The sequence below is a fragment of the Myxococcales bacterium genome, assembly GCA_016717005.1.
Classification (GTDB): domain Bacteria; phylum Myxococcota_A; class Polyangia; order Haliangiales; family Haliangiaceae; genus UBA2376.
In genome coordinates, this window is record JADJUF010000039.1 from 453835 (window position 1) to 476610 (window position 22776).

A 22776-nucleotide genomic window follows, 5' to 3' on the forward strand; every position below is an offset into this window, starting at 1 on the left:
GCGTAGTATGACGGGCACGGCGCCGCATCGGCGCCACTACCAGCGCAGGTCCCCTGATGAGCGAACACTCCATCGCCCCGCGATCCACGTCGACGCGGCCCGCCGTGACCGGTGAGTCCGACGACGAGCAGGCCCCTGCGCACCGCCGCGCCGGGGTGGTGCAGCGCCGCGCGATCGCCGACGTGCGCCTGTACCTGGGGAGCGCCGACGCCCCGGTGCAGCGGCGCGCCGACGGCGACGCCGCGATCGAGGCCGACGTCCGCGGTCAGGCCGAGCGCGGCGTGGCCGGCCCGGGCACGGCGCTGCCCCACGCCGAGACCATCCAGCAGGCGTTCGGCGGCCACGACCTCAGCGGCGTGCGGGCGCACACCGACGCCGCCGCCGCGACCAGCGCCGGCGCCATCGGGGCCAGCGCCTACGCCACCGGCAACGACGTCGCGTTCGCGTCGCCGTCGCCCGACCTGCACACCGCCGCCCACGAGGCGGCCCACGTGGTGCAGCAGCGCGCGGGCGTCAGCTTGTACGGCGGCATCGGCCAGACCGGCGATCGCTACGAGCAGCACGCCGACGCGGTCGCCGACGCGGTGGTCGCCGGCAAGCCGGCGGCGCCGCTGCTCGATCAGCTCGCGGCCCCGGCGCCGAGCGCGGCCGCGCCGGCGGTGCAGCGGTTCAGCGCCGGCGAGCACCGCGACATGGGCAACGGCGGGTCCGGCTCGCACAAGGTCAAGCTGGCCGACGACTACGAGCTGCCCTACGGCGAGATGACCGCGCTGGGCGGCGATCACTTCGAGTCGATCCAGCAGATGCGGACGTTCGCCGCCAAGCCCAGCGGCAAGGAGTCGCGCGAGGAGATCGAGTACGCGCGCGAGTGGAAGCTCGGGGTCAAGGGCCTCAAGTACTCCGAGGAGGCCAAGCGCGAGCAGATCAAGCGCTACTACGCGCTGGCCAGCAACAACGCGGTCCACTTCCTCAACCCCAACGACGGCGACAAGAGCAAGACCGCGGCCGAGAAGGGCCAGGATCTCGACGGCGACAAGAAGAGCGGCTGGTGGCCCAAGGGCAAGCCCAAGAACGCGGTGGCGGCGTACCGCCACAACCACGTGATGGCGATCAACGAGGCGCTGCTGGCCGGCAAGGCCGGCAAGCCCATGGACTCGGCGCTGGCCACCGACGGCTTCGCCTCGCACTTCCTGACCGACTCGTTCTCTGGCGGCCACGTGCGCACCGAGCGCAACCCGATCCCGGCCTACTGGAACGACAAGGTGCCACTGTTCTACACCAACTTCGTCGCCTACCTGTCGCAAGAGATCGCGCGGGCGATGAACAACATGGGCGGCTACAACATCCTCACCGAGGACGCGCTGACCAACGGGCCGTTGTTCGGTGCGATGGACGGCGCCCAGCAGGTGGTGAGCGCCAAGGTCGGCGCCAAGGGCGTGGTCAACTTCGGCGACATCGTCGCGCTGGCGCTGCACGACTACGACAACGCCAAGGGCGTGTCGGCCAACGTCGACGGCAAGAAGGTCAAGCTCATGGGCGACGGCCACGCCGGCGAGGGCGACGAGAAGGCGCTGGCGATCCGCGCGGTGGGCGCCAGCGTGTGCGACGTCGAGCAGGCGTGGACCGCCGGCAAGGCCGGGCGCGACAGCGTCGACGAGCTGGTCGGCGAGGACGGGCTGTTCGAGGGCGAGCGGCTGATGCCGACCTTCGACGGCTCGCCCGACAAGGACAACCCGGGCATGAACTGGCGGCTCGGCTCGCCGCGCGAGCTCTTGACCATCCCGTACTTCCGCAAGGCGCTGTTCACCTTCTGCCAGGAGAAGAAGACCGATCTCGAGGAGGTCGGCGCCGACCTGGGCGGCGCCAAGGAGAAGGCGCTGAAGAAGGCGATCATCTCGCGGCTCGAGACCGAGGACGGCTGCGTGGGGCTGATCTGGGGCGTGCTCAACTACACGCCCGACACCGGCGGCGGCATCTTCGGCAACAACCAGGACGACAACGCCAACGCCTACTACGAGCACGCCGCCAAGATCCCGGGCGGCATCCAGTCGCTGACGCGCCAGGCCCGCCGCGACCTCATCCTGAACATGACCGCCGGCTTCAAGACCTGGAAGGACGAGGAGTGGCACGTCTGGTACGTGCTCGACCTGGCGCCCGAGCCCGACGCCCGCTGGGTGATCGACCAGGTCGGCTGGGGCAAGCTCGCCGACGAGCTCGAGGACAGCCTCGACGACAAGTTCCGCAAGAAGTTCCCGAAGTCCGAGTATGGGCACCCGAAGTGACCGCGGCCGGCCGTGGCTGGGCGCGGCGCTGCTCGCGGCCTCGTGCACCTGCGGAAAGGCGAGCCCGCCCGTGACCACCACGCCCCCAGTCTTCGACCTGCAGCACCTCGAGGTCGCCGCTGGCGTGCGCCGGCTGGCGCTCGCGGACAGCGGACCGCTGACCCTGATCGTGCGCGACGACCAGACCGATCTGTACGACCGCGACGCCGGGCGCGTGGTCCGGTCGCTCCCCGGGATCGGCCTGGGCGCCCCCGACGGCGACGACGTCGTGGTGTTCCTCGAGCATCCGACGCCGACGCAGTTCCAGGTCCGCTCCAGCGCCGACGACCGGGTGCGGGCGACGTTCGAGCTGGGGCCCGAGCACTGGAACGTCGAGGCGGCGGCCGTGACGCCCGAGCGGATCGTGATCGCGCTGCGGTCGGGCAACCAGCAGGCGTTCGTGGCGCTGGGCGGCGGGCCGCCGATCGTCGTGCAGCGGCCCGCGGACGCCAACCTGACCGCGCCCGGCGCGGTCGCGGCCGCGGACGCGACGCGGCTGTTCGTCACCACGGTCACGGCGACCGCCGTCGTGGTCGAGGCCCTCGACGGCGCTGACCTGCGCGCGCTGTGGTCGACCACGCTCACGCCGCCGCCGGCGCGCGAGCCCGATCCACCCAGCGGGCGGCCGGCCGACGATCCCCCGCCCCCGGGGCGAGCGCTGCCGTGGGGCTACGAGCCGGCCGCGATGATCGCCGCCAGCGGCGACGCGACCCACCTGCTGGTGATCGTCGGCCCCCCGGTCGGCCGCGGCCTCGGCGACCCGCAGTGGTTGGTCTCGATCGACGCGCGCACCGGCCGCGCCGGCCCGACCCGCCGATCGACCGAGCTCGGGCTGTTGCAGGGCGGTGTGGCCGCCGCCGCCGGCGTCCCGGGCGGCGCCGGGGTCGCGCTCTTGCACGTCACCACCCGGCGCGAGGGCATGTCGGACAACCTGACCCGGCGGCTCGACGGCATCAGCCGCCTCGATCTCGCCGCCGGCACCCGCGCCGAGGTGGCGCCCGCGGCCGCCCCCGCGCCGACCGCCCCGGCCGCGATCGCGATCAGCGCCGCCGGCGAGATCGTCCTGGCGCCGTAGCTGCGGGCGGGCGGGGCTTCGTGCCCGAGTGGATCGACGTCAGCGTGATCGGTGAGCCGCCAGAGGTGCCGCTCGTCGAGCTGCCACGGCCGCTCGTTCGACGACGCGCGGCTCGCCGCGCTGCCGCACTTCGCGGCGCTCGAGATCCTCGAGCTGGTCGGGTCGCGCGAGCGCGTCGCGCAGGTGCGGGCTCAAGCCGACAAACATGTGGCGGCGGCGGCGCCGCCGCCGGCTCTGGGCGTCGGTGGGGTCGCGACCTCGGTGGTCGACGGCGCGCCTGGTGGCGACCGCCTCGGCGGGCGCCCGGCGGCGTTGCGTGGCTCGATCGTCTCGCGGCGGACCGCGGAGATTTCGTAGGGCGGGGCGTCACAAGGGGCGTGATGCCGACTCGACCAGTCATGGGGCACCTGCGGAACGTCGGGGTCGTGGCCATGGTCGTGGTGGGGCTGGGGAGCGCGTGGGCGCGCGCCGACGAGCCGCCCGGCCAGAAGGCCCGGCGCGACAAGGCGTTGGCGGCGCTCGACAAGGAGGTCGGCAAGCTGGGGCCGCAGGTCACCAATGTCGACAAGAAGACGCCGTGCCCGACCGCGGTCGGGACCACCCCGAAGCCGGCAGCGGCACCGGCCCGGCGCCACGGCCGCGGCGCGATCAAGGCGCTCGGCGGCGCGCCGTTCTGCGCGTCGGTGTTCACCCCCGACATGCTGGCCAAGCTGCAGAGCCTCCGCGACGAGGTCAGCGCCAACAACGGCCCTGACGCCCGCGCCGGCTGGGTGACGTCGAAGTGGGGCGACTACTTCGGCAGCTACGCGGCGCGGCTCAAGGACCTCGAGGCGATGAAGACCCTGCACCGGCAGCCGGTGGCGGTAGGCCAGCAGTGCAAGGACGTCACCACCGCAGTCCTGGGCAAAGGCAAGGCCGCGCTCGCGCACAAGTCGCTCGACGAGTTCGACGCGGCGCGCCTGTTCGCGACCCAGCAGCAGCCCCTGGTGCGCGAGTGGGTGTCGACCCAGGAGGCCAACGGCGCGTCGATGATCCAGCTCGAGCGCAACACCCGCCTGCTCGAGACCCCGAGCCCCTACGACAAGGCCTGGGCGCCGGTGGTGAAGGCGATGTACGCGTCGTCGAAGAAGATGCTCGACCAGTGGCAGGCCGACTGGGCCACCGCCGCCAAGGCCTGCGCCGAGCCCACCAAGGGCGAGGATCACGCCCAGCTCAAGCAGCTCGAAGACCAGCTGTACGCCGCGCTCAAGCAGCAGCTCGACGACGACCTGGCCGCGTGGCGGGCACAGGCCAAGTCACTGTACCAGTACGACTGCGAGTCGATGAAGGAGCTGCACGAGGACTACTGCGACAACCGCGACGGCGACGGCGAGCTGATCGACGAGGAGGACGTGATCTACGGGGCTCGCGCCGACGAGCTGAAGGTCGAGATGAACAATCGCGTCGCCGCCGCCATCGCCCAGCTCGACGACTTCCACGCCCGCGCCGGCGTGGCCCAGGCCCGCCGTAACGGCCGGATGGTGTCGAGCGACGCGTACAACGCATGGCGCGATCAGCTCAACGTGTTCGCCGACCAGGTGGTCGTGGAACGCAACCTGATCGACGACGTGGTCAGCAAGGGCATCGCCCGCGGCTCGCGCAACCCGAAGATCCAGATGTGGATCAACTTCGGCAAGCAGCAGCACCGGCGCATGGAGGACGTCCACGCGTGCCGGCTGGCGGACCGAGAGTACTGCGCCAGGTGGAAAGGCACGATGTGCGAGCTCCGCTATCGCCCCGACTGCGTCACCGTCACCGCCACGGGGTGCAAGATCTGGGAGTTCAAGCCGCCGGGCGCCCGGGCCAAGGCCAAGGGGCAAGAGCAGCTCACCGGCAGCGCCAAGCGTCGCGGCTACAAGGACATCCTCGACGCCTACTACAACCTCAAGCTCACGCAGCAGCGCGACGGCGCGCCGGTCGGCGACGTGATCGACACCGTGAGCATCCTCGATGAGCTCGAGACCCGGTGCGCCAAGGGCGGCACCCTGACCTTCGACACCGAGGTGGCGCAGTACGAGAAGTGCGGCGCCGACGTCGACTACGTGTGCGCGCCCCAGGCGAAGTGACCGGGGGTAGGTGCCCGCCCCGCAGGCCGGTATCGTCGGGAGTTCGAGGTGTCCTCGTCCCCGCTTTCGGCGGCCGGCATCATCGCCGAGCTGAAGTCCACAGGTCGAGCGGATCTCGCGTTCGGTGCGACGGGCCGTCGCCGTCACCCGCCGCGGCTGCGCCGGCGCACCGCCAGGTGCTCGCCGACCGCGGCGCCGGTCAGCGCCACCGGCCACAGGACCGCGGCCAGCACCACCACCGCCAGCGCGACGTACAGCGCCGACAGCGAGGCCTTGGGGTGGCCGACCAGCGCCACGAGCTGGCGCTCGGTGGTGGCCACCACGCGCAGCTCACCGGCCGCCTGGCGCTGGGCCTTCTCCTCGCGTCGGCGCAGCTGCTCGAGCGCCTGATCCAGCCGGGCCTTGCGCTCCTCGACGGCGCGGCGCTCGGCCGGCCACTCGCGCGTGCGACCGGACATCGCGTCGCACCTTCACCGATCCCCCCGCCTGCGCAAGCCCGCGGTCGCTTAGCGGTTGTACGGGACCGGGCTCACCCAGTGGTAGCCGCGGGTCATGAGCTTCCACGGCGCGCGCCGGCGCAGGTGCACCTCGGTGGCGACGCCGTCGAGCACGCCGAGCAGGATCAGGTGATCGGCGTCGGTCCAGGTCGCCTGGAGCACCTGCGCGGGCGGCGGCGTGGTCGCGGCGGCGTCGGCGGGCGTGACCGGCGTGAGCGTGAGCGTGACGGTGCTGGTGACGGCGTCCGCGGCGATCGCGAACCGCAGCCGCGCGCCGTCGGCCTGCTCGACCACCAGCGTCCCCGGCCACGACGGGTACCAGCCGGCCCAGCGCGCGCCGGTGGTGACCGCGGTCCCGGCCTGCCGGAACTCATCGACCTCGAACGCCGCGTGGTACGGGCGCAGCTCGGGCGGCACACTCATGCGCCGGTTCTCGCCGTGCACGACGTAGACGCCGCCGACGATCACCACGGCCTTCACCGCCAGCCGCGCGCGCTCCATCCAGCGCCGCGGCAAGGGCGTGCGCGGCGGTCGCGGCGTGGTCGGGCGGTTCGCGATCAGCACCGACGCCAGGCGTCCGAGATCCGGACCAGCCAGCACCCCGGCGAACACCACGAGGTGGGCGGCGTACAGCTTGACCGGCACGTCGTAGCAGAGGTTCAACATCAGCACGTTGAGCATCACGCCGCCCATCACCAGCGCGCCGAGCGTGGTGGTGCGCCGCCACAGGAGCAGCACGCCCGCGAGGCACTCGAGCCCGCCGGCGAACATGCTGTACGGCCGCGACGCCCCCATGAACGTCCACAGCAGCCGCATCGGCGAGCTGTCGCCGTACCGCGTCGACAACCACGCGTCGTTGGGCGTCGGGAACTGGCTCTCGTACACCTTGGCCAGGCCGTAGCTCAGCATCGTGAACGCCATCGCGTAGCGCAGGAACACGCGCACGATGCTCGCGAGCCGCGCGTCGTGGCGGTCGCGGCGCTCGACCGCGGTCCACACCGCCGCGCCGAGCAGCGCCAGCACCGCGACGGTGAACACGATCACGTAGTCGAGCGGGCGATCACCGCTGCCGGTCACCGGCGACGCCGGATCCACGTGCACGCCGAGCAGCAGTTGGCCGAACCAGCTCGCGACCTGGGCCTGGCGCTCGCCGTACCATTCGACCGCGAACTCGGCGGGCGGCACGAGATCGAACGGGAACGGCAGCGCGTAGAGGATCGGATAGAGGAGCGCGAAGCGCAGGCCCAGGCGACGCAGCACCCGTAGCCCGCGCCCGCGCCGAGACACCGCGGCGGACTCCACGCCGAGACGGTACCAGCACTGGCCGGAGCCTGGCCGGCCAGCGCCGTGCCAGCGGCCGCGACCGTGACTCGGGCCGCGTTGACGCGATCTCGCCCCGCACGGTGGCCGCTGAAGCCGGGCTCATGCACAAGCCCAAGCAGCTCATCCGCGCGTCCATGTTCATCGCCGGGTGCGCTTCTCTCGCGCAGGCCTCGACCGACGTCGATCGCGTCGCGTTCGAGACTCGGCTGGTCACGCTGATGGTTCTCGACGCCGACTTCTGCAACTCGACCTTGCCCGGGCAATCGGGGCCCCGTCTCCACCCGGCGCCCGGGGCACGGAGGTCACCTGGGTGGCCGCCCCCGCGCCGACCGCCCCGGCCGCGATCGCAGTCAGCGCCGCCGGCGAGATCGTCCTGGCGCCGTAGCTGCGGGCGGGCTGGGCGCGGGGCCGGCAAGGCGCCATCACCATCCGCCAGGTGCTCAGCCACCAGGCCGGCATGTTCAACGTCCGCGACCTCATCGACGACGCCCGCCGCCTGCTCGACCGGGACCACATGGTCGAGGCGCTGGCCGCGGCGCCGGCCACGGCCGTGCCGCCCGGCGCGACCGCCTACCAGGCGCTGACCTACGGCTTCCTGGTCGGCGAGGTGCTGCGCCGCACCGACGGGCGCCGCACCGACGGCCGGACCGTGCCCCGGTTCCTCGCCGACGAGCCGGCCGGCCCCTCGGCCTCGACGGGCTCTACATCGGCGCGCCGGCCAGCGAGCTGCCCCGCGCCGCGCGTCTGACCGCGGAACTACGTCCGCGCCCTCACCCTTTCGACCGGACCGAGAAGGCCGGCGGGCATGCCCCCGAACTCCCCGCCGCCCCAACGGGCAACCAAACCGCGTTGATGCGCCTCATGCCCCGAGATCTCGAGGCCCACGCCGACGTGCTGGCCGCCTGTCAGGCGGCGCTGATCGCTCGCGCCTGCCCCCGGCCCGACGGCGCGGCGCGGGTCGATCGCGCCGCGGGGGCGCCCGAGGCCCGTGCTACGATCGCCCGAGCGATGTCGACCGTACCCTCCACCGGCTCGGCCACCGTGGCCGACTGGCTGGCGCAGCCGGAAGATGCTCGCATGGAGCTCATCGACGGCGAGCTGATCCCGAAGGCCGCGCCCACGTTCGAGCACGGTCAGGCTCAAGCGTACACGACCATCGCGCTCGGTGGACCGTTCGCACGCAGGCTGGGCGGGCCCGGCGGCCCGGGCGGCTGGTGGCTGGCCACCGAGGTCGACATCCTCCTCGATGGCCGCGGCTATCGCCCTGACGTCGCCGGCTGGCGCCGAGACCGCGTGCCCGCGATGCCTCGCGAGCGGCCCGTGACCCTCCGGCCCGACTGGATCTGCGAGATCGTGAGCGAGTCGAACCGCACGACCGACACGGTCAAGAAGGTGCGCCGGTACCACCAGGCCGGGGTCGCGCACTACTGGATCCTCGACCAGGTCGAGCGTTCGCTCACGGTCCACCGGCATCACCCGGACGGCTACGTCATCGCGCTGGTCGCCGAGGCCCACGAGCGGGTCCGGGCCGAGCCGTTCGACGCCATCGAGCTCCAGGTCGCCGTCCTGCTCGGCGACGACGCCGACGAACCCTGAGGACCTGCGGGCCCGCTTCGCGGCCTGTGGCTCGCTGGCCGCAGCGATCCTCGCCGGGCTCGAGCTGGCGCCGCCATGGTCGGTGGTCGACGTCCTGATCCAGGACGAGTTCACCGGCCGGCGCGTACGCGCTCGAGGACCTCCTGCCGGTGCGCCACGCACGAGCAGGGACGCTTTACCGTGTGGAGCGCGCCGGGTCTGGCCCACCTGAGCGCGCACGCGGACGGATACGCCCCGGGCGACAGCGACGTGCCGGCCCCGACCGCGCGCGCACAGATCCATCTGACGCCGGAGTCGAGCCTGTCGGGCACGGTCGTCACCGCGGGGGACGCGCGGCCGGTCGACGGGGCGATCGTCGCCGTCGCGCTCGACGACAACGAGCTGGGAGCGAGCGTGCGCAGCGACGCGCAGGGCCGCTTCCGGATGACGCGGCTCGTCCCCGGCCGCTACCAGCCGGACGCGTCGGGCGACGGCTACCGCGGCGAAGCCGGCGAGAGCGTGCTGCTCGGCCTGGGCCAGAGCGTGGACGGCGTCGCGATCGTCGTGCACCCGGCGAGCCGCGTGCGCGGCACCGTGGTGATCGATCGCGGCGGGGGCAAGGTCGAGCCGTGTCCGCGCGGCGCCGTGATGCTGGCCGATGCGGCATCGCGGGCACGCGCGACCGATTCGATCGAGCTCGACGGGACCTTCGCGATCCTGTCCCTCGTGCCGGGGCGCTACGAGGTGCGCGTCAGGTGCAACGGGCACGCCGCGCAGCAGCAGTACCCGCCCGTCGAGGTCGCGGCCGGCACCGACGTCGCGGACCTGATCCTCACCGTGACGCCGGGCGCCGTCATCACCGGCACGGCCAGGACCGCCACCGGCGCGCCGTTCGGCGACGCGTGGGTGTCGGCGCGGGCCACGGACGAGGGCGGGTTCTTCCCGGGCGCGTTCGCGCGCTCGGGTGACGACGGCGTCTATCGCCTGACCGGCCTGCGAGGCGGGACCTATGAACTCGAGGCTAGCGTGAACGGTCAGGTCGACGCACCGCCACCCCTGACGGTGACCGTCGCGCCGGGCGGCGTCGCCACCGCCGACATCGTCTTTCCGCGGCGCCGTCCGCCGACCTCGACGTCTACGATCCCGCGTAGGAGACCGCTCGTGTCCGGCCATGTTCCGACGTGCGCGCCCGTGGCAAGCCACCGACACCGCGAGCTGCCTCGCCAGCGGCCGGAGGTACGTACGCGCGCTCACGTTTCCGGGCGGGTCGACGCCCCGGCAGCGCACAGCCCCGGACCTGCGCCCTCAGACCGCCGAGGGCGCCGAGCTGCGCTGCGGCGTCCGCGCCGGCGCGGACCCGACCTGGGATCGGCCGCGGGCCGAGCACGACGCCGTCATCGCGATCGGCGCCGGCCGCGCCCGCGAGCTGCCGGTGCCGCGACCTCGCCGGCGTCGACCTCGCGATGACCTATCTCGAGGATGCCAACCACACCGTCGCCGGCCTGCCGCTCGGCCGGATCGGCCGCCGTCCTCCCCCAGGCCGCAGAAAGTCGTGAACCGTCCGCCAGCGATCGTCACTTCAGGGAGGAACCAACCTGGAGGATGTCGATGCTGCCCGTGCCCCCGTCTCGTAGTCTGTCGGTGATCTGCTCCGCGCTCGCCGCCCTTGGCCTGTTCGCCGCCTGCGGCGCGACCGAGGCGCCCGTGGAGGGCGATCCCGACGCCGCCACGACGCCGACCGACACCGAGGCCCCGACCGTGGTCAGCGCCACGCCCGGCGCCGACGCCGTCGGCGTCCTCGCCGACGCGTCGATCGTGATCACCTTCAGCGAGCCGATGGACGCGCCCTCGGTGGCCGCGGCGTATGCGTCCCCCGAGCTGCCCGCGGACCAGGTCTCGCTGAGCTGGAACGCCACTGGCGACGTGTTGACGATCGTCCCCGCCATGCCGCTCGCCTATGCCACCGGCGTCGGCGTCAACCCGGCCACCGTCACCGCCATGCGCTACGCCGTGACCGTCGGCAGCGCGGCCACCGATCGCGCGGGCAACCCGCTGGCCGCGCCGTTCGAGCTCGGCTTCACGACCAAGAAGCGGATCCGGACCGCCTTCGCCGTGGTCGCCGACCTCACCCGGGTCGCGCGCAACGGCGTGCTCCTGGCCGTCGCCAACCCGCTGTGGATGGGTGACAACAACACCGGCGAGACCTACCAGTCGTTCGTCACCTTCGATCTCGCGCGGCTGCCGTCCGGCATCGAGGTGGAGCGAGCGGAGATCGCGGCCAGCCAGCTGGCGCCGACCGGCCTGCCCTACAGCATGGGCGCGCTGCTCGCCGACCACATCAGCTACGCCTCGGCCGCGGTCGCGCCGACGACGCTCCCGCTGGCGTCGATCGGCCCGTTCTCGACCAACGCCACGCGCGAGGTCAAGCGCCTCGACGTCACCTCCCAGGCCCGCGAGGACCTGGCCAACTGGCAGGTGCGCGGGGGCCGCTCGCAATACCGCCTGCGGTTCGCGCAGGCGACCAACGGCAACGCCTCGACCGACACCGCGGTGTTCGACAAGGACTCGGTCTCGTTCGAGATCCTGTACCTCGCCGACTGAGCTCACGCGCGCCGCGACCGGCCCTTGCCCGCCTCGACGGCGGCCGTCGCGCGGCGGACCACGCCCATCGCCGTCAGGCTCCAACCGGCGGCCATCGCGCGAGCGGGCAGTTCGAGCAGGTCGAAGCCGTCGAGCGCGATGTCGTGAAACTCATCTCCAGCGACGAAGGGCGACGCCGCCTGCGTGGCGGGGAGGAGCTCATCGCGGCGCTACGGCGCAGGGGTGACCGCCGGCGCGGGCGTACCAGCGGGCGTACCATCGGGCGGCGCGGCGGCGGCGGCAGCCTCGGCGGCCAGCCGCGCCTCCTTGAGGCGCTGCTCGCGCTTCCGGATCTTCACGCGCTCCTTGGCCTCCTGCTCGTAGTCGAAGACCGCCGGATCGGGCGTCTTGGCGTCGTACACGCGCACGACCATCGATCCGTCCACCGGCATCTCGACCTCGCTCCACCCGGCCGGCATGACGGGCTCGGTCCAGTCGTAGACCCACCTCGCGTCCTGCGCCGACAGGTTCACGCAGCCGTGGCTGTTCACGTGGCCGAAGCGGTCGTGCCAGTACGCCGCGTGGAAGTAGAGGCCCGAGCGGAAGCGCGTCGCCCACGGGACCTCGGACACCTCGTAGTGGGAGCTCTCGCGCTCCTCGGCGGACATCCTGGTGAGCGACGATTTGGACCGGATCCGGTAGATCGCGGGCGGCGTGTCCTTCTTGTTTCGGCCCGACGAGACCAGCGTCACGAACACCGGCGTGTCCCCCTCGTACGCGATCATCACCTGCTCGTCGCGATCGAGGTCGATCCACTTCGCGTGGGCGCCGGCGATCGCGGGCCGCGGCCGGACGCGGGCGACGCGGAGGCTCTTGCGATCGATCCACTGCCCGTCCGCGACGCGGACGAACCCGCCGACCTCCTCGAGCACCGGCACGATCGCGCGGTGTTCGAACGTCCCGGTCGCCGGGGCCTTCTTGTCCGCCGCCGCGCGCGCGGGCACCGGCTTGCGGTCGTCCGCGTACACCCAGGCGAACGGCCACGCCGGCGGCGGCGTCGCGACGACGTCGAGGCCCGCGAACGTCGACGGACGGAACTTCGTCAGGTCGGTCGATGCCACCAGCCCGACGCTGGTCTTGACGTAGTCGACCCCGTCGATGTCGACGATGCTCGTGTCGTCCTTCGTGACCATGTACGTCGACTTGGACTTGGGCTCGGGCAGCGCGGTCCCGGCGCGCACGGCGTCTTCGGTCGCGTAGCGCGCGGCCCCCTTCTTGACGTTGTAGTAGTCCTGCGGGACGAGCCGCCCGTCGGGGACGATCGGCAGGGCGACGGCCAGCGGCGGCTTGGGGCTCGGCTTGGCGGCGCGCGCGCACAGCCACCCGCGCGGCGCGGCGGCGAGCCAGACCTTGCAGCGCTTGTCGCCGTCGACCGCCTCGCCCACCGGCAGCCGCGTGCCCTCGGTGATCTTGCCCAGCGGCTCCGACTGCACATCCGGTCGCGCGTACGCGGCCACGTCGCGGCGCAGGACGAACGATGTCGTCGTCGCCGGCCAGGCGAGCTTCGTCAGCGTCGCCGCGTTCGGTGGCGGCGGCCCCGGATCGACGGCGGCGACCGGGGGGCCAGCGGGGGCGGCCGGGGGTGGCGCGGTCGGCGCCGCTTCGGTGGGGGGCGGCGCCGGCGCGACGTGCGGTTGCGCGTCGAGGGCGAGGTCGGGCGCGGCGGGTCCGGCGTCGCGGCCGCCTCGACCGCATGCCAGGAGCGCCAGCGCCAGGCACAGTCCCAGGCGAGTCATTCGATCAGTCTCCCACATGTCGCCAGCCTCGTTCGAACAACCGAGACGGGCGCCTCATTCCGACGGCGTCCGGGCCGGCGCGCGTCAAGGCGGTGCGGCCGGCCGAGGCCGTCAAGGCGCCCGGGCGGGGCGCTCGGCACCTCACGGGCGGCCGGTCGCCGCGGTGCGGTAGATTCCGGCGGTGACCGCGCTGGTGCTGCAGTCGTATCGCACGCGCGACGTCGCGCCGTGGATCGAGCAGATGGTATCCTCACCGCACGTGCGCTCCCCCGACACCACGGCCGAGGCACATACGGTCCAGCTCGCGATCTACCGGCGCATGACCGTGGATCAGCGGCTCGCCCTCGCCCTCGAGATGTCCGCGGCCGCCCGGCGCACGACCCTCGACGGGATCAGCGCCCGGCACCCCGACTACGACGAGGCGACCGCGATCCGCGCCCTGTTCCGGCTCCTGCATGGCCCGGAGCTCTACGCCAAGGTCTGGCCGAACCTGCCGGCCCCGGCGCCATGACCACGCCGGCGACGACCCTGGCGTGGGCGACAGGGCTGCTGGATCAGCTCGGCATCCCGCACATGGTGGTCGGCTCGTTTGCCAGCTCGGCCCACGGGCTCCCCAGGACGACGCAGGACATCGACGTTGTGATCGATCCGACGCCGGCGCAGCTCACCGCGTTGCTGGCGGCCATCGACCTCGACCGCTTCTACGTCGACGCGGACACGGCCCGCGATGCCCTGCGTCGCCGCGGCATGTTCAACATCATCGACATGGCCAACGGCTGGAAGCTCGACTTGGTGATCCGCAAGGCGACCGCCCACGCGATCGAAGAGCTGGAGCGTCGGGTCGTCGGCACGGTCGCCGGCGTCCCGGCGCCCCTGGCGACCGCGGAGGACGTCATCATCGGCAAGCTGATGTGGGCGCGCGCGGGCGCGTCCGACCGACAGCTCGCAGATGTCGCCGGCATCCTGACCACGCGCGGCCCGCAGCTCGACCGCCCGTACCTCGCGCGCTGGATCGGCGAGCTCGGCCTCGACGGCGAGTGGCAACGGGCCCAGGCGCTCGCGACTTGAGCGGAGCACCTCCAGCTGGCCGCTTCATGGCGGCTCGGTAGCTGCGTGGCCGGGGACCGGACGGGCGTCCGAGCGCCGGACCGCGCCGGGGGCCGGACGCTCGACGGCGGTCGACGCGCGCGGGGCGCGCCGAGCCCGAGCTCGACCGAGCCCGGCACCGCGGCGTCGGCCCCATGGACCGCCTGTGCCGCGGCGGGCGCTGCGGCGCAGGGGTGGTCGCCGGCGCGGGCGGCGCGGGCGGCGCGGGCGGCGCGGGCGGCGGCGGCAGCCTCGGCGGCGAGGATCCGACCGCCGCGATCCGACCGCCGCCGAGGCGCGCCGTCACCGCGCGAACGGCGGCGTCACGGCGCTTGGAGGCGCGGCGCGGCCGATGGGGATCACGTCGAGATCGAGCCCGCCCGGATACCAGTAGCTGGTGTCCTGGCCGTAGCCGTAGACCGAGATCCCGAACGGGGCGCTCCCGCTGATGGCGTGGTTGCCGTCGGCGAGCGGCCCGTTGCCGAGAGGGGTGACGCGCGCGACCGAGAAGCCGCTGGTCCCGATCGGCACGAAGCTCGTGACCGGCGCACCGTCGAGCGTAACGCTGCTGCCGCTCTCGCTGATGATGTCGATATAGTTGGTCTCGTAGTTGGTCGGTGCGTGGAACAGGTACTCGGAGCGGTACTGCTCGACCGGCACGGCCAGCGACATCGACGGATCGCCGGTGCCGCCCGCCACGGTCGATCCCTCCATGTACTGCGCCACGAGCACCTTCGCCGAAGCGGTGATCGCGAAGCTCGCCGGGTTGCGCGCGATCTCGACGAAGTCGCCGCCGCGCGCGATCGTCGTCGGGGCGCCGGCCACCGGCGGATCGTAGGTGAGCGTGGTGTTGGGCTCGGTGGCGACGATGCGGACCATCTGCTCCTTGCCCTGGGGGATGGTCACGACCGCGGGCGCGACCACGACGTAGCGGGTCGACAGGGCGTCGATCGGGAACATCGACTCCTCGAGATGATCGCAGTAGCCGAACGGCAACCCCGGCACGTACGCGCAGTAGTGACCGCCGAACACCTCGACCGGCTTGGTCGAGGTCACGCTCGAGCCGGTGAGGTCGCCGGCACCGTCGATCGCGGCCAGCTCCAGCACGTCGCCGGAATCGAGGATGATCGACTGCGGGACGTCGGCGACGAACGCCGGCGCGCCACCCTGGGCCGGCGTCGCGGACTTGGTGGTGATCGTGACCTCGGTCCCGTCCTGGTAGGCGACCACGGCGAGCAGGCTCGGCCACCACACCTGGCCGTCGGTGAGCACCGGGTAGCTCGCGACCAGGTAGCGATCGCGCCAGGCGTTGCTGGGGAGCAGGAGCGAGGCGTCGTTGGAGTACGAGTTGGTCGGCGCGCCCGGCAGCGAGTAGTCGAGCGGGTTGAACTGGTACACGGTGACAGGCGCGTTCGAGCGCAGGTGGTACGCGCCGTCGGTCTGCCGCGCGCCCAGGGTCGGCGCCCGACACAGGTCGACGTCGATGTTGTTGCACAGCTTGAGCGCTGGCACCCACGGCAGCTTCCGCACGACCGTCCCCATCGGCGGCACCGCGAACGTGATCGGCGCCCCCAGCGCGCCGCCGTCGATGGTGACCTGGGCGGCGGCGGGGGTCGTGTTCGAGACCGCCACCGCGAACTCGTAGAACGACGACACCATGTTGCCAGTGACCGTCGGCCAGTAGTCGCAGCCGACGTAGCTGGCACCCAGCGCCTGCGGCGAGCACGCGCCCTCGCACACGCCGCTGGCGCCGCACGCCATCCCCTGCAGCGGGTCGCAGTACACGTCGATGAAGCCGGTGCCATCCGCGCGGCAGGCGTGGGACACGTCGCCGGTGCAGGTCCCGGTGTTGGGCACGCACACCGTGCAGCCGAGGGTGGGGTCGCAGGCGGCTGGGCACGTCTCCACCGTGGTGAAGTTGCCATCGCTGCAGGTCTGGAGGTTGGTGCCGTCGCAGCGACGCTCGCCCGCGGCGCACGGCGTGTCGTCGTCGTCGTCGGCCGGGCTCGACGGCCCGCATGCGGACACCACGATCGCGAAGGCATAGACCCAGACAGCGTGAAGCACGGTGCGCCGAGCCATGAGCACCTCCCGTCGACATTGAACCAGGCCACCGCGCGGGCCACAACCCCCCTCCGAGTCGGAGGATCCACGTTCCCGCGGCGCATGGGGCCTCGTCGCGGTCCTGGCGCGCGAGCTGGCGGCCGGTGGCGGCCCGGCGTGCGCGGCCTACGCGCGGGCGCACGGCCAGGCGATCGGCGCCATCAACCTGTGCGCGTCCCTGGTCGGCGCCGACGTCGGCATCGACACCGCGACCGTCACCGCCGCGGTCGCGTGCCTGGCCGACACCGGCGGTGCGGTCATCGACCAGCACGTGCCACCGTGACCGGGCCGGTGCCAGGAGTGAGCCTCCCCCGATTTCGTGGACGCCGGCGAAACTCTTCGAAGCCATTGGTGGTCGGCGGCATCGTCAGCGTCGTCGCCCTCGATCTGGCAACCAGGGCGATCCCGTAGGACCTCGCCCGCGGCAGGCACGTCTTGCCGCGGGGCAGCCCGGTGACGGCGCCAGCAGCGCGGATCGGGCCCTGGGATCGAGCGGCGGGTGCCGGCGGTCGCGGCTGGTGGGTCGAGGCCCCCGGGATCCTTGACGACGCGGCTCGGTCCGCCACACTACCCCGGCCGATGCACCGCCGTACCTCTGCGCTGATCCTGGCCGCCGCCCTCCTCGCCCCCGGCCTCGCGCTCGCCGACGTCGTCACCGGCAACGTGCTCGACGGCTCCACGCTCAAGCCGGTCGCCAACGTGACGCTGACGATCAACGGCGCCGAGGTCAAGGTCGACCGGGTCGGCGGCTTCACGCTCGACGTGCCGCCGGGGCCGGTCACGATCGCGGCGGCCGCGCCGGGCTTCGACCCGACCACCGAGGACACGATCGTCCCCGACGGCGGCATCAGCGACTACATCGTGCTCCTGTACCGGCCCGGCGCCGCGCTCGAGACCGTCGAGCTCGAGGACACCGCGCCGGTGCCGCCGCCCCCGGGCAAGCAGGACATCCCGCGCGCGCAGATCACCCGCATCCCCGGCGCCCGCGGCGACGCCCTGACCGCGGTCCGCAGCCTGCCCGGCGTCGGCAACGCCGTCGGCGGCGGCTCGGGCCCGGGCCTGGTCGTGATCCGCGGCGCCGCCCCCGAGGACTCGCGCATCACGATCGACGGCATCGAGATCCCGGTCCTCTATCACTTCTTCGGGCTGCAGAGCGTGCTGCCCTCGGAGTTCATCGCCAACATCGAGTTCCTGCCCGGCGGGTTCGGCCCCGAGGAGGGCCGCTCGACCGGCGGCATCATCAACGTCGTGACCCGGGCCGAGGCGGCGCCGAACACCACCGGCTTCGCCGAGCTGTCGTTCATCAACCTGGCCGGGTTCGTCCAGACCCCGCTGTCGAAGAAGCGCGGCGTGACCCTGACGGTCGCGGCCCGGCGGTCGCTGATCGACTTCATCCTGCCGGCGGTGGTCGGCGACAGCATCAACTTCACGACCGCGCCCCAGTACTACGACGGCCAGCTCCGGGTCGACTGGCGCCGGGGCGAGGGCGACCGCGTCAGCGTGCTGGCGATGACCAGCTTCGACCTGCTGTCGCTGATCTCCAAGGACTTCGACCCCAACGAGCCCGAGTTCGCGGGCGGCTTCGACAACGAGACCAGCTTCAGCAAGGTGATCGGCCAGTGGAGCAAGTCGTCCGGCCCGTGGACCAACCGTCTGGTCGGCGCGGTCGGCACCAGCGGCTTCCGCATCGAGATCGGCGACGACCGCTACATCAAGGCCAAGCGCTACAACGCCGAGGTCCGCGACGACCTGAGCTGGGCGCCGAAGCGCTCGCTCAAGGTGCGCGCCGGCGGTGAGATCCGGGTCGACCCGCGCGAGATCGACGTCAAGTTCCCGCAGCAGCCGCCGGAGGGTCAGCCGCCGCCGTCGAACTTCTCGACCTTGCCGCTGGTCGAGCAGCACCTCGAGTTCAGCAACAGCGTCGCCGGCGCCTACGCCGCGGTCGACCTGCGGCCCGATCGCAAGACGACGATCAGCGGCGGCCTGCGCCTCGACTACTACGACCACCTGAGCGCGACCACGGTCAGCCCGCGCCTGCAGCTCAACCGCGAGCTCGACAAGCAGATCACCGTGCGCGCCGCCGGCGGCCTCTACACCCGCAACTTCGAGTTCGCCGAGAGCGTGCCCGACTACGTCGAGCCCGAGCGGGCCTGGCAGGTCGTCGGCGGCGTCGACGTCAAGCTGTCGCCGGAGCTGACCGCCTCGACCTCGCTGTTCTACACCGACCGCTTCGACCTGCTGACGGTCGACCCGCTGCTGGCGCGCACGATGCCGGCGCAGTCGTACGTCAACACCGGCACCGGCCGCTCGTACGGGATCGAGTACCTGCTCAAGGCCCAGATGAAGAAGTTCTTCGGCTGGATCGCCTACACCTACTCGCGCTCTGACCGCGTCGACATGGCCGGCGCCGACCGCCGGCTGTTCGACTTCGACCAGACCCACAACCTGATCGCGGTCGGCAGCTGGAAGCTCGGCAAGTGGGAGATCGGCGCGCGCTGGCAGTACGCCACCGGCCAGCCCGAGACCCCGGTCATCGGCTCGGTCTACCTCGCCGACGCCAACGCCTACATCGCCCGCTACGGCCCGGTCAACTCGGCCCGGATCGAGGACTACCACGCGGCCGACGTGCGCATCGATCGCAAGTGGAAGTGGGACAGCTTCGAGCTGTCGGCCTACCTCGACGTGACCAACGTCTACGCCCACGCCCGGGTCCTCGGCTACAGCTACAACTTCGACTTCAGCAAGCGCGAGCCGATCACCGAGCTGCCGTTCCTGCCGGCGCTGGGCGTGCGCGGCAGCTTCTGAGCGCCAGCGGACCGGGGTTCCCGTTTCGGATGTCCGGCTCCGGCTCCGGCTCCGGCTCCGGCTCCGGCGCGCGCTGCGGCGAGCGCCCGATCCGGCCGCGCCAGGGCGCCACAGCCTCAGCGCCGGAACAGGTAGTGCGCCGCAGCGGTGCGCAGGTCGGCCGCGGACAGCGCGCGGAAGCGGGGCGCCAGCCAGCGCGGCGCCAGCCCCGGCGCGCCGACGAGGGCGTCGGCCTCATCGTCGACCCAGCGGCGGTCGGCGCCGTCGTAGATGAGCCGGCGCAGCGCGATCGGCCGCAGGCCGGCGGCGACGAAGCGGGCGTGGACCTCGGTCGGCGACAGCCGGTTGTGGAAGCCGAGGGCGTGGCCGGCGACGCCGCGGTAGAGCGGGTCGGGCAGCGCGAGGTGGGCCAGGAACGGCAGCCGCCGATCGGCGTGGTGCAGGTGATCGCGGTGATCGACGACGTGCGAGATCACGCCGCCCGGCCGCACCACCCGCGCCAGCTCGGCGATGACCGGGTCGAGGTCGTCGGCGGCGTAGTGCTCGAGCGCGCCGCCGGAGTGGCACAGATCGACCGAGGCGGTCGCCGCTGGCAGCGCGGTGGTGACGCCGGTGTGGACGGTCGCGCCGACCGCGGCCAGCGCCGCGTCGACCGAGGTCTCCCAGCGCAGGCCGTCGACGAGGCGGCGCCGCGCCGCCGGGATCAGCGCGTCGGGCCAGGCCGCGGCCAGCGCGCCCGCGCGCGCGCGGTCGAGGTAGCGGTCGAGCATCGGGGCGTGGTTGGCGATCACGCCGCCGCGGCCGGTGAGCAGGTACGCCGCCAGCGCGACGAACGGGGTCTCGCCGCCGTCGAGCACCAGCAGGCGCGCGCCGTCGAGCGCGAGCCCGCAGCGGTCGCGCCACAAGGTCGCGTAGCCGGGCCACACCCGCGCGAGCTTGTCGACGTGGCTGGCGTACGTGCCCAGGTAGCTGCGGGTCAGCCAGCGATAGGCGTGGGGCCCGCCCGGCGCCCAGCCGAAGCCCCACTGCACCGCGCCCTTGGCCGCGGCGCGGATCACGGCGTGGCTCCCACGCGCGCGGACGACACGGCCGCCGGCGCCAGGCGCGCCTCGTCGACGGCGTACGCCACCCGCGCCCGGTTGCGCGCGATCTCCTGATCGATCAGCAGCTCACCGGCGGCGTCGCGGATGCAGCGCCGGAGCTGGTTCTCGCGCCAGACCACGCCGGCGGCGTCGCGCACGAACCGGTGATCGACCTCGTAGATCCGGACGGCGAGGCCGGGATCGCGGGCCACGCGCAGCTCGCCGCGCAGCTCGCCGTCCGCGATCGTCAGGTGGATCGACACGGCCTGGTCGAGCGGATTGGCGACGCGCAGATCGGCCCAGTTGTAGAACACGGTCGCGCCGCACCCGAACGGCACGGTGCGCCCGTCGTCGGGGAACAGATCGAGGCTGTGGCGGTGGCGCTCGACCACGTTCTGCGCCCCGCACAGCGCCAGGTAGTAGAGCAGGTTCGCGACCTGGCACGCGCCGCCGCCGACGCCGGCGGCCATCTCGCCGGCGTGCAGCTCGAGGCCGAAACGGAAGCCGCGCAGCCGGGTCGGCCAGCCGACGGCGTGGTGGTACGAGAACACCGCGCCGGGCTCGAGCCGGCAGCCGTCGATGCGCGCCGCGGCCAGCGCGACGTTGGCCTCCTTGCCGCGCTGCAGCCGCTCGTCGACGACCGTCGTGCCGCGCCGGAGCGGCGACGCGTGCCGCGCCAGCACGATCGCGCCGGCGGCGGGCCCAGGCCGAGCCATGGCCCGATGCTCGATCACGAACCCGGGCAGGCGCCGCAGCCGGGCGAGCTCGACGCGGACGGTGCGCGGCAGCATGGGGCGCATCGTGCCTGGAACGCCGCGCGCCGCAAGGTCATTCCCCGGCCCCGACGGATCACGGCGCGATCACCACGACCGGACGTCGTCGTCGGTGTCGTCCTTGCCGTCGGGCCCAGCCGACGAGACGCCGATGCCCTCGACGCCGGCGGGTCGCGCCGCGCCGCAGCGGATCACGTAGGGTCGGCCCCAGGGGTCCACGGTCCCGCGGTTGACGTACTCGGCGAGCTCGGCGAGGTCCGGGCAGTCGGCGCTGACGTTCCGCACCGCCCACTGCGGATAGGCCTCGCGCGCGAGCGTCTGGGCCTGCGTGAGCGCGATCGCGCGCTTGGCCGATGACGCCGGGCTCGGCGCGCCGCCGTTGCCGCAGCTCGAGGTCGCGAGCAGGACCAGGACCGGGACCACGACAGTGCGCAGCACCGGCAAATTCTACCGCATCGGCGATCGTCGGTTTCGGGATGACCCGCATCAGCCGCGCGATCCGCCGCGCGCTGCTCCGCACCGGGCGCCGCGCGACGCGCTGGGCCGCGCGGTCAGGGCAGCGCACCGCCCGGCTCGCCGACCGGCTGCCCGGTGATCGGGGCCGCGGTCGGCGGCAGCGCACCGCCCGGCTCGCCGACCGGCTGCCCGGTGATCGGCCGCGCGCCGACGTCGGGCATGTCGGGGTACGGGTGCGGCTCGCTCGGCAGGTCCGTCAGCTTCTTCACCGTCGGCAGCGACGCGTCGACCACGGCCATGACCTCGCCGATCGTGGCGCACATCGTATCGACGACCGCGGCCAGGATGGCCTCCTGGCTCGCGGTGGCCTCGTCGATGGCGGTCGCGACCGTGGCGCGGCCGGTCGAGGTCGGGGTCGGGCAGTGGAAGTCGAACAGCTCGGTGGCGACCGCCTTGCCGTCATCGCCCGGTTGCACGTCCTTGAGCCGGTCGCGGACGGCGATGAGCGCGGCCTGCATCGCCTGCTGCCCGGTCTTGTCCTCGCCGAGGCCGTGGTCGCCGCGCAGGATCCACGGCTGAGGGTGCGCCTTCGACATCACCTCGACGCCGGCGTCGAGGTCCTCGTGGACGAACCGGCGCACCGCGTCGGTGACGCCACCGGCGCCCTTGAGCAGCGCGCCGACCACGGCCAGCAGCACGAAGTCGTCCTCGGTCAGCGGCGTCCAGCCGGTGATCGTGAGCTTGCCCCAGTGCTGGATGGCGTCGGCGCTCCGGGCCCACACCTGGTGCCCGATCGACGCAGCCGAGGTCCGGGAGTTGAGCCAGCCCATGTGCTGCGCGACCGCGGTCTCGATGTCCTTGGCGGCCAGCTGGTGCCCGGCCGAGAACGCGTCCTGCAAGTAGTGCTCGGACGTGTACGCGTCGGCCTGGGCCCGGCCGAGCTCGGTCGGGCTGCGGCGCGTGGTCTTGGCGCGATCGATCGCCTGACCGTAGTAGTGGATGAACTGGTCGCGGAAGTTCATGCCGTCGTCGCCGGGCGCCGGCGCGAAGTGCTTCTCGTTGTCCTGGGCCTCGACGCTGTAGAGGCCCCCGGTCGCGGCGTCCCAGTCCTCGACGTCCTCGGACCGATCGCGGAGCAGCTGCTTCATGGTCTGGAGCTGGACGAGCGTGAACCGGTTCAGGTTGTTGAGGTCACCGAT

The 22776-nt window shown here is 72.9% G+C and carries 18 protein-coding genes; 11 read left to right on the plus strand and 7 right to left on the minus strand.

The window, feature by feature from the left end; all coding sequences use genetic code 11:
- The first annotated feature begins 104 nt into the window (after positions 1-104).
- The 4 genes from IPL61_32945 (at position 105) to IPL61_32960 (ending at position 5501) form a co-directional block, all read left to right on the plus strand.
- A complete protein-coding gene (locus IPL61_32945) occupies positions 105-2282 on the plus strand; it encodes a DUF4157 domain-containing protein (protein MBK9036004.1) in 2178 nt (725 codons plus the stop codon).
- A gap of 70 nt (positions 2283-2352) precedes the next feature.
- Entirely contained in the window at positions 2353-3396 is a 1044-nt protein-coding gene (locus tag IPL61_32950) for a hypothetical protein (protein ID MBK9036005.1), read from the plus strand.
- A 51-nt stretch (positions 3397-3447) separates the two neighbouring features.
- Positions 3448-3753: a hypothetical protein gene (locus tag IPL61_32955; GenBank protein ID MBK9036006.1), complete on the plus strand. Its 306-nt coding sequence runs from the start codon at positions 3448-3450 to the stop codon at positions 3751-3753.
- Between the two features lie 23 nt (positions 3754-3776).
- Positions 3777-5501 (plus strand): hypothetical protein, encoded by a 1725-nt coding sequence (locus tag IPL61_32960; protein ID MBK9036007.1) that lies wholly within the window; start codon positions 3777-3779, stop codon positions 5499-5501.
- A 143-nt stretch (positions 5502-5644) separates the two neighbouring features.
- On the opposite strand, the gene IPL61_32965 is transcribed toward IPL61_32960, so the two are convergent.
- Together IPL61_32965 and IPL61_32970 are read right to left on the minus strand one after the other, a co-directional pair.
- Positions 5645-5959 (minus strand): hypothetical protein, encoded by a 315-nt coding sequence (locus IPL61_32965; protein MBK9036008.1) that lies wholly within the window; start codon positions 5957-5959, stop codon positions 5645-5647.
- A gap of 48 nt (positions 5960-6007) precedes the next feature.
- On the minus strand, positions 6008-7300 hold the full coding sequence (locus tag IPL61_32970) for a hypothetical protein (GenBank protein MBK9036009.1): 1293 nt from the start codon (positions 7298-7300) through the stop codon (positions 6008-6010).
- A gap of 457 nt (positions 7301-7757) precedes the next feature.
- On the opposite strand from IPL61_32970, the gene IPL61_32975 reads away from it, so the two are divergent.
- The 4 genes from IPL61_32975 to IPL61_32990 all read left to right on the plus strand — a co-directional run bounded on the left by IPL61_32975 (position 7758) and on the right by IPL61_32990 (position 11497).
- Positions 7758-8069, plus strand: a complete 312-nt coding sequence (locus IPL61_32975) for a serine hydrolase (GenBank protein MBK9036010.1) — start codon at positions 7758-7760, stop codon at positions 8067-8069.
- A 260-nt stretch (positions 8070-8329) separates the two neighbouring features.
- Positions 8330-8917, plus strand: coding sequence for a Uma2 family endonuclease (locus IPL61_32980; protein MBK9036011.1), 588 nt, complete (start codon positions 8330-8332; stop codon positions 8915-8917).
- 180 nt (positions 8918-9097) lie between these two features.
- Positions 9098-10363: a carboxypeptidase regulatory-like domain-containing protein gene (locus IPL61_32985; GenBank protein MBK9036012.1), complete on the plus strand. Its 1266-nt coding sequence runs from the start codon at positions 9098-9100 to the stop codon at positions 10361-10363.
- Between the two features lie 141 nt (positions 10364-10504).
- Complete coding sequence (locus IPL61_32990) at positions 10505-11497, plus strand: Ig-like domain-containing protein (GenBank protein ID MBK9036013.1); 993 nt, start codon at positions 10505-10507, stop codon at positions 11495-11497.
- A gap of 209 nt (positions 11498-11706) precedes the next feature.
- Here the strand turns inward: IPL61_32990 and IPL61_32995 are convergent, their stop codons facing one another.
- Positions 11707-13272, minus strand: a complete 1566-nt coding sequence (locus IPL61_32995; GenBank protein ID MBK9036014.1) for a L,D-transpeptidase — start codon at positions 13270-13272, stop codon at positions 11707-11709.
- Positions 13273-13453: 181 nt separating this feature from the next.
- Here IPL61_32995 and IPL61_33000 point away from each other — a divergent pair, with 181 nt between their 5' ends.
- Together IPL61_33000 and IPL61_33005 are read left to right on the plus strand one after the other, a co-directional pair.
- Positions 13454-13783: a hypothetical protein gene (locus IPL61_33000; protein MBK9036015.1), complete on the plus strand. Its 330-nt coding sequence runs from the start codon at positions 13454-13456 to the stop codon at positions 13781-13783.
- Positions 13780-14340, plus strand: a complete 561-nt coding sequence (locus IPL61_33005) for a hypothetical protein (GenBank protein ID MBK9036016.1) — start codon at positions 13780-13782, stop codon at positions 14338-14340. Before IPL61_33000 ends, IPL61_33005 begins: the two co-directional genes overlap by 4 nt.
- Positions 14341-14661: 321 nt before the next feature.
- Here the strand turns inward: IPL61_33005 and IPL61_33010 are convergent, their stop codons facing one another.
- A complete protein-coding gene (locus IPL61_33010; GenBank protein ID MBK9036017.1) occupies positions 14662-16389 on the minus strand; it encodes an IgGFc-binding protein in 1728 nt (575 codons plus the stop codon).
- Positions 16390-17040: 651 nt separating this feature from the next.
- Between IPL61_33010 and IPL61_33015 the strand changes: the two genes are divergently transcribed.
- On the plus strand, positions 17041-19266 hold the full coding sequence (locus IPL61_33015) for a TonB-dependent receptor (protein MBK9036018.1): 2226 nt from the start codon (positions 17041-17043) through the stop codon (positions 19264-19266).
- Between the two features lie 116 nt (positions 19267-19382).
- On the opposite strand, the gene IPL61_33020 is transcribed toward IPL61_33015, so the two are convergent.
- The 3 genes from IPL61_33020 to IPL61_33030 all read right to left on the minus strand — a co-directional run bounded on the left by IPL61_33020 (position 19383) and on the right by IPL61_33030 (position 21559).
- Positions 19383-20324 (minus strand): class I SAM-dependent methyltransferase, encoded by a 942-nt coding sequence (locus tag IPL61_33020; protein MBK9036019.1) that lies wholly within the window; start codon positions 20322-20324, stop codon positions 19383-19385.
- Positions 20321-21139 (minus strand): VanW family protein, encoded by an 819-nt coding sequence (locus IPL61_33025; GenBank protein ID MBK9036020.1) that lies wholly within the window; start codon positions 21137-21139, stop codon positions 20321-20323. The genes IPL61_33020 and IPL61_33025 overlap by 4 nt, the downstream gene beginning before the upstream one ends.
- Positions 21140-21208: 69 nt before the next feature.
- Positions 21209-21559 carry a type II secretion system protein GspG gene (locus IPL61_33030; protein ID MBK9036021.1) on the minus strand — a complete coding sequence of 117 codons (351 nt, stop codon included), beginning with the start codon at positions 21557-21559 and terminating at the stop codon, positions 21209-21211.
- Between the last annotated feature and the right edge of the window lie 1217 nt (positions 21560-22776).

Bases quoted from the DNA above. Each gene is read 5' to 3' on its own strand.
- IPL61_32980 (MBK9036011.1), top strand. From the start codon at position 8,330: ATGTCGACCGTACCCTCCACCGGCTCGGCCACCGTGGCCGACTGGCTG.
- IPL61_32990 (MBK9036013.1), top strand. From the start codon at position 10,505: ATGCTGCCCGTGCCCCCGTCTCGTAGTCTGTCGGTGATCTGCTCCGCG.
- IPL61_32960 (MBK9036007.1), top strand. From the start codon at position 3,777: ATGCCGACTCGACCAGTCATGGGGCACCTGCGGAACGTCGGGGTCGTG.
- IPL61_33025 (MBK9036020.1), bottom strand. From the start codon at position 21,139: ATGCTGCCGCGCACCGTCCGCGTCGAGCTCGCCCGGCTGCGGCGCCTG.
- IPL61_33015 (MBK9036018.1), top strand. From the start codon at position 17,041: ATGCACCGCCGTACCTCTGCGCTGATCCTGGCCGCCGCCCTCCTCGCC.
- IPL61_33005 (MBK9036016.1), top strand. From the start codon at position 13,780: ATGACCACGCCGGCGACGACCCTGGCGTGGGCGACAGGGCTGCTGGAT.
- IPL61_32995 (MBK9036014.1), bottom strand. From the start codon at position 13,272: ATGACTCGCCTGGGACTGTGCCTGGCGCTGGCGCTCCTGGCATGCGGT.
- IPL61_32965 (MBK9036008.1), bottom strand. From the start codon at position 5,959: ATGTCCGGTCGCACGCGCGAGTGGCCGGCCGAGCGCCGCGCCGTCGAG.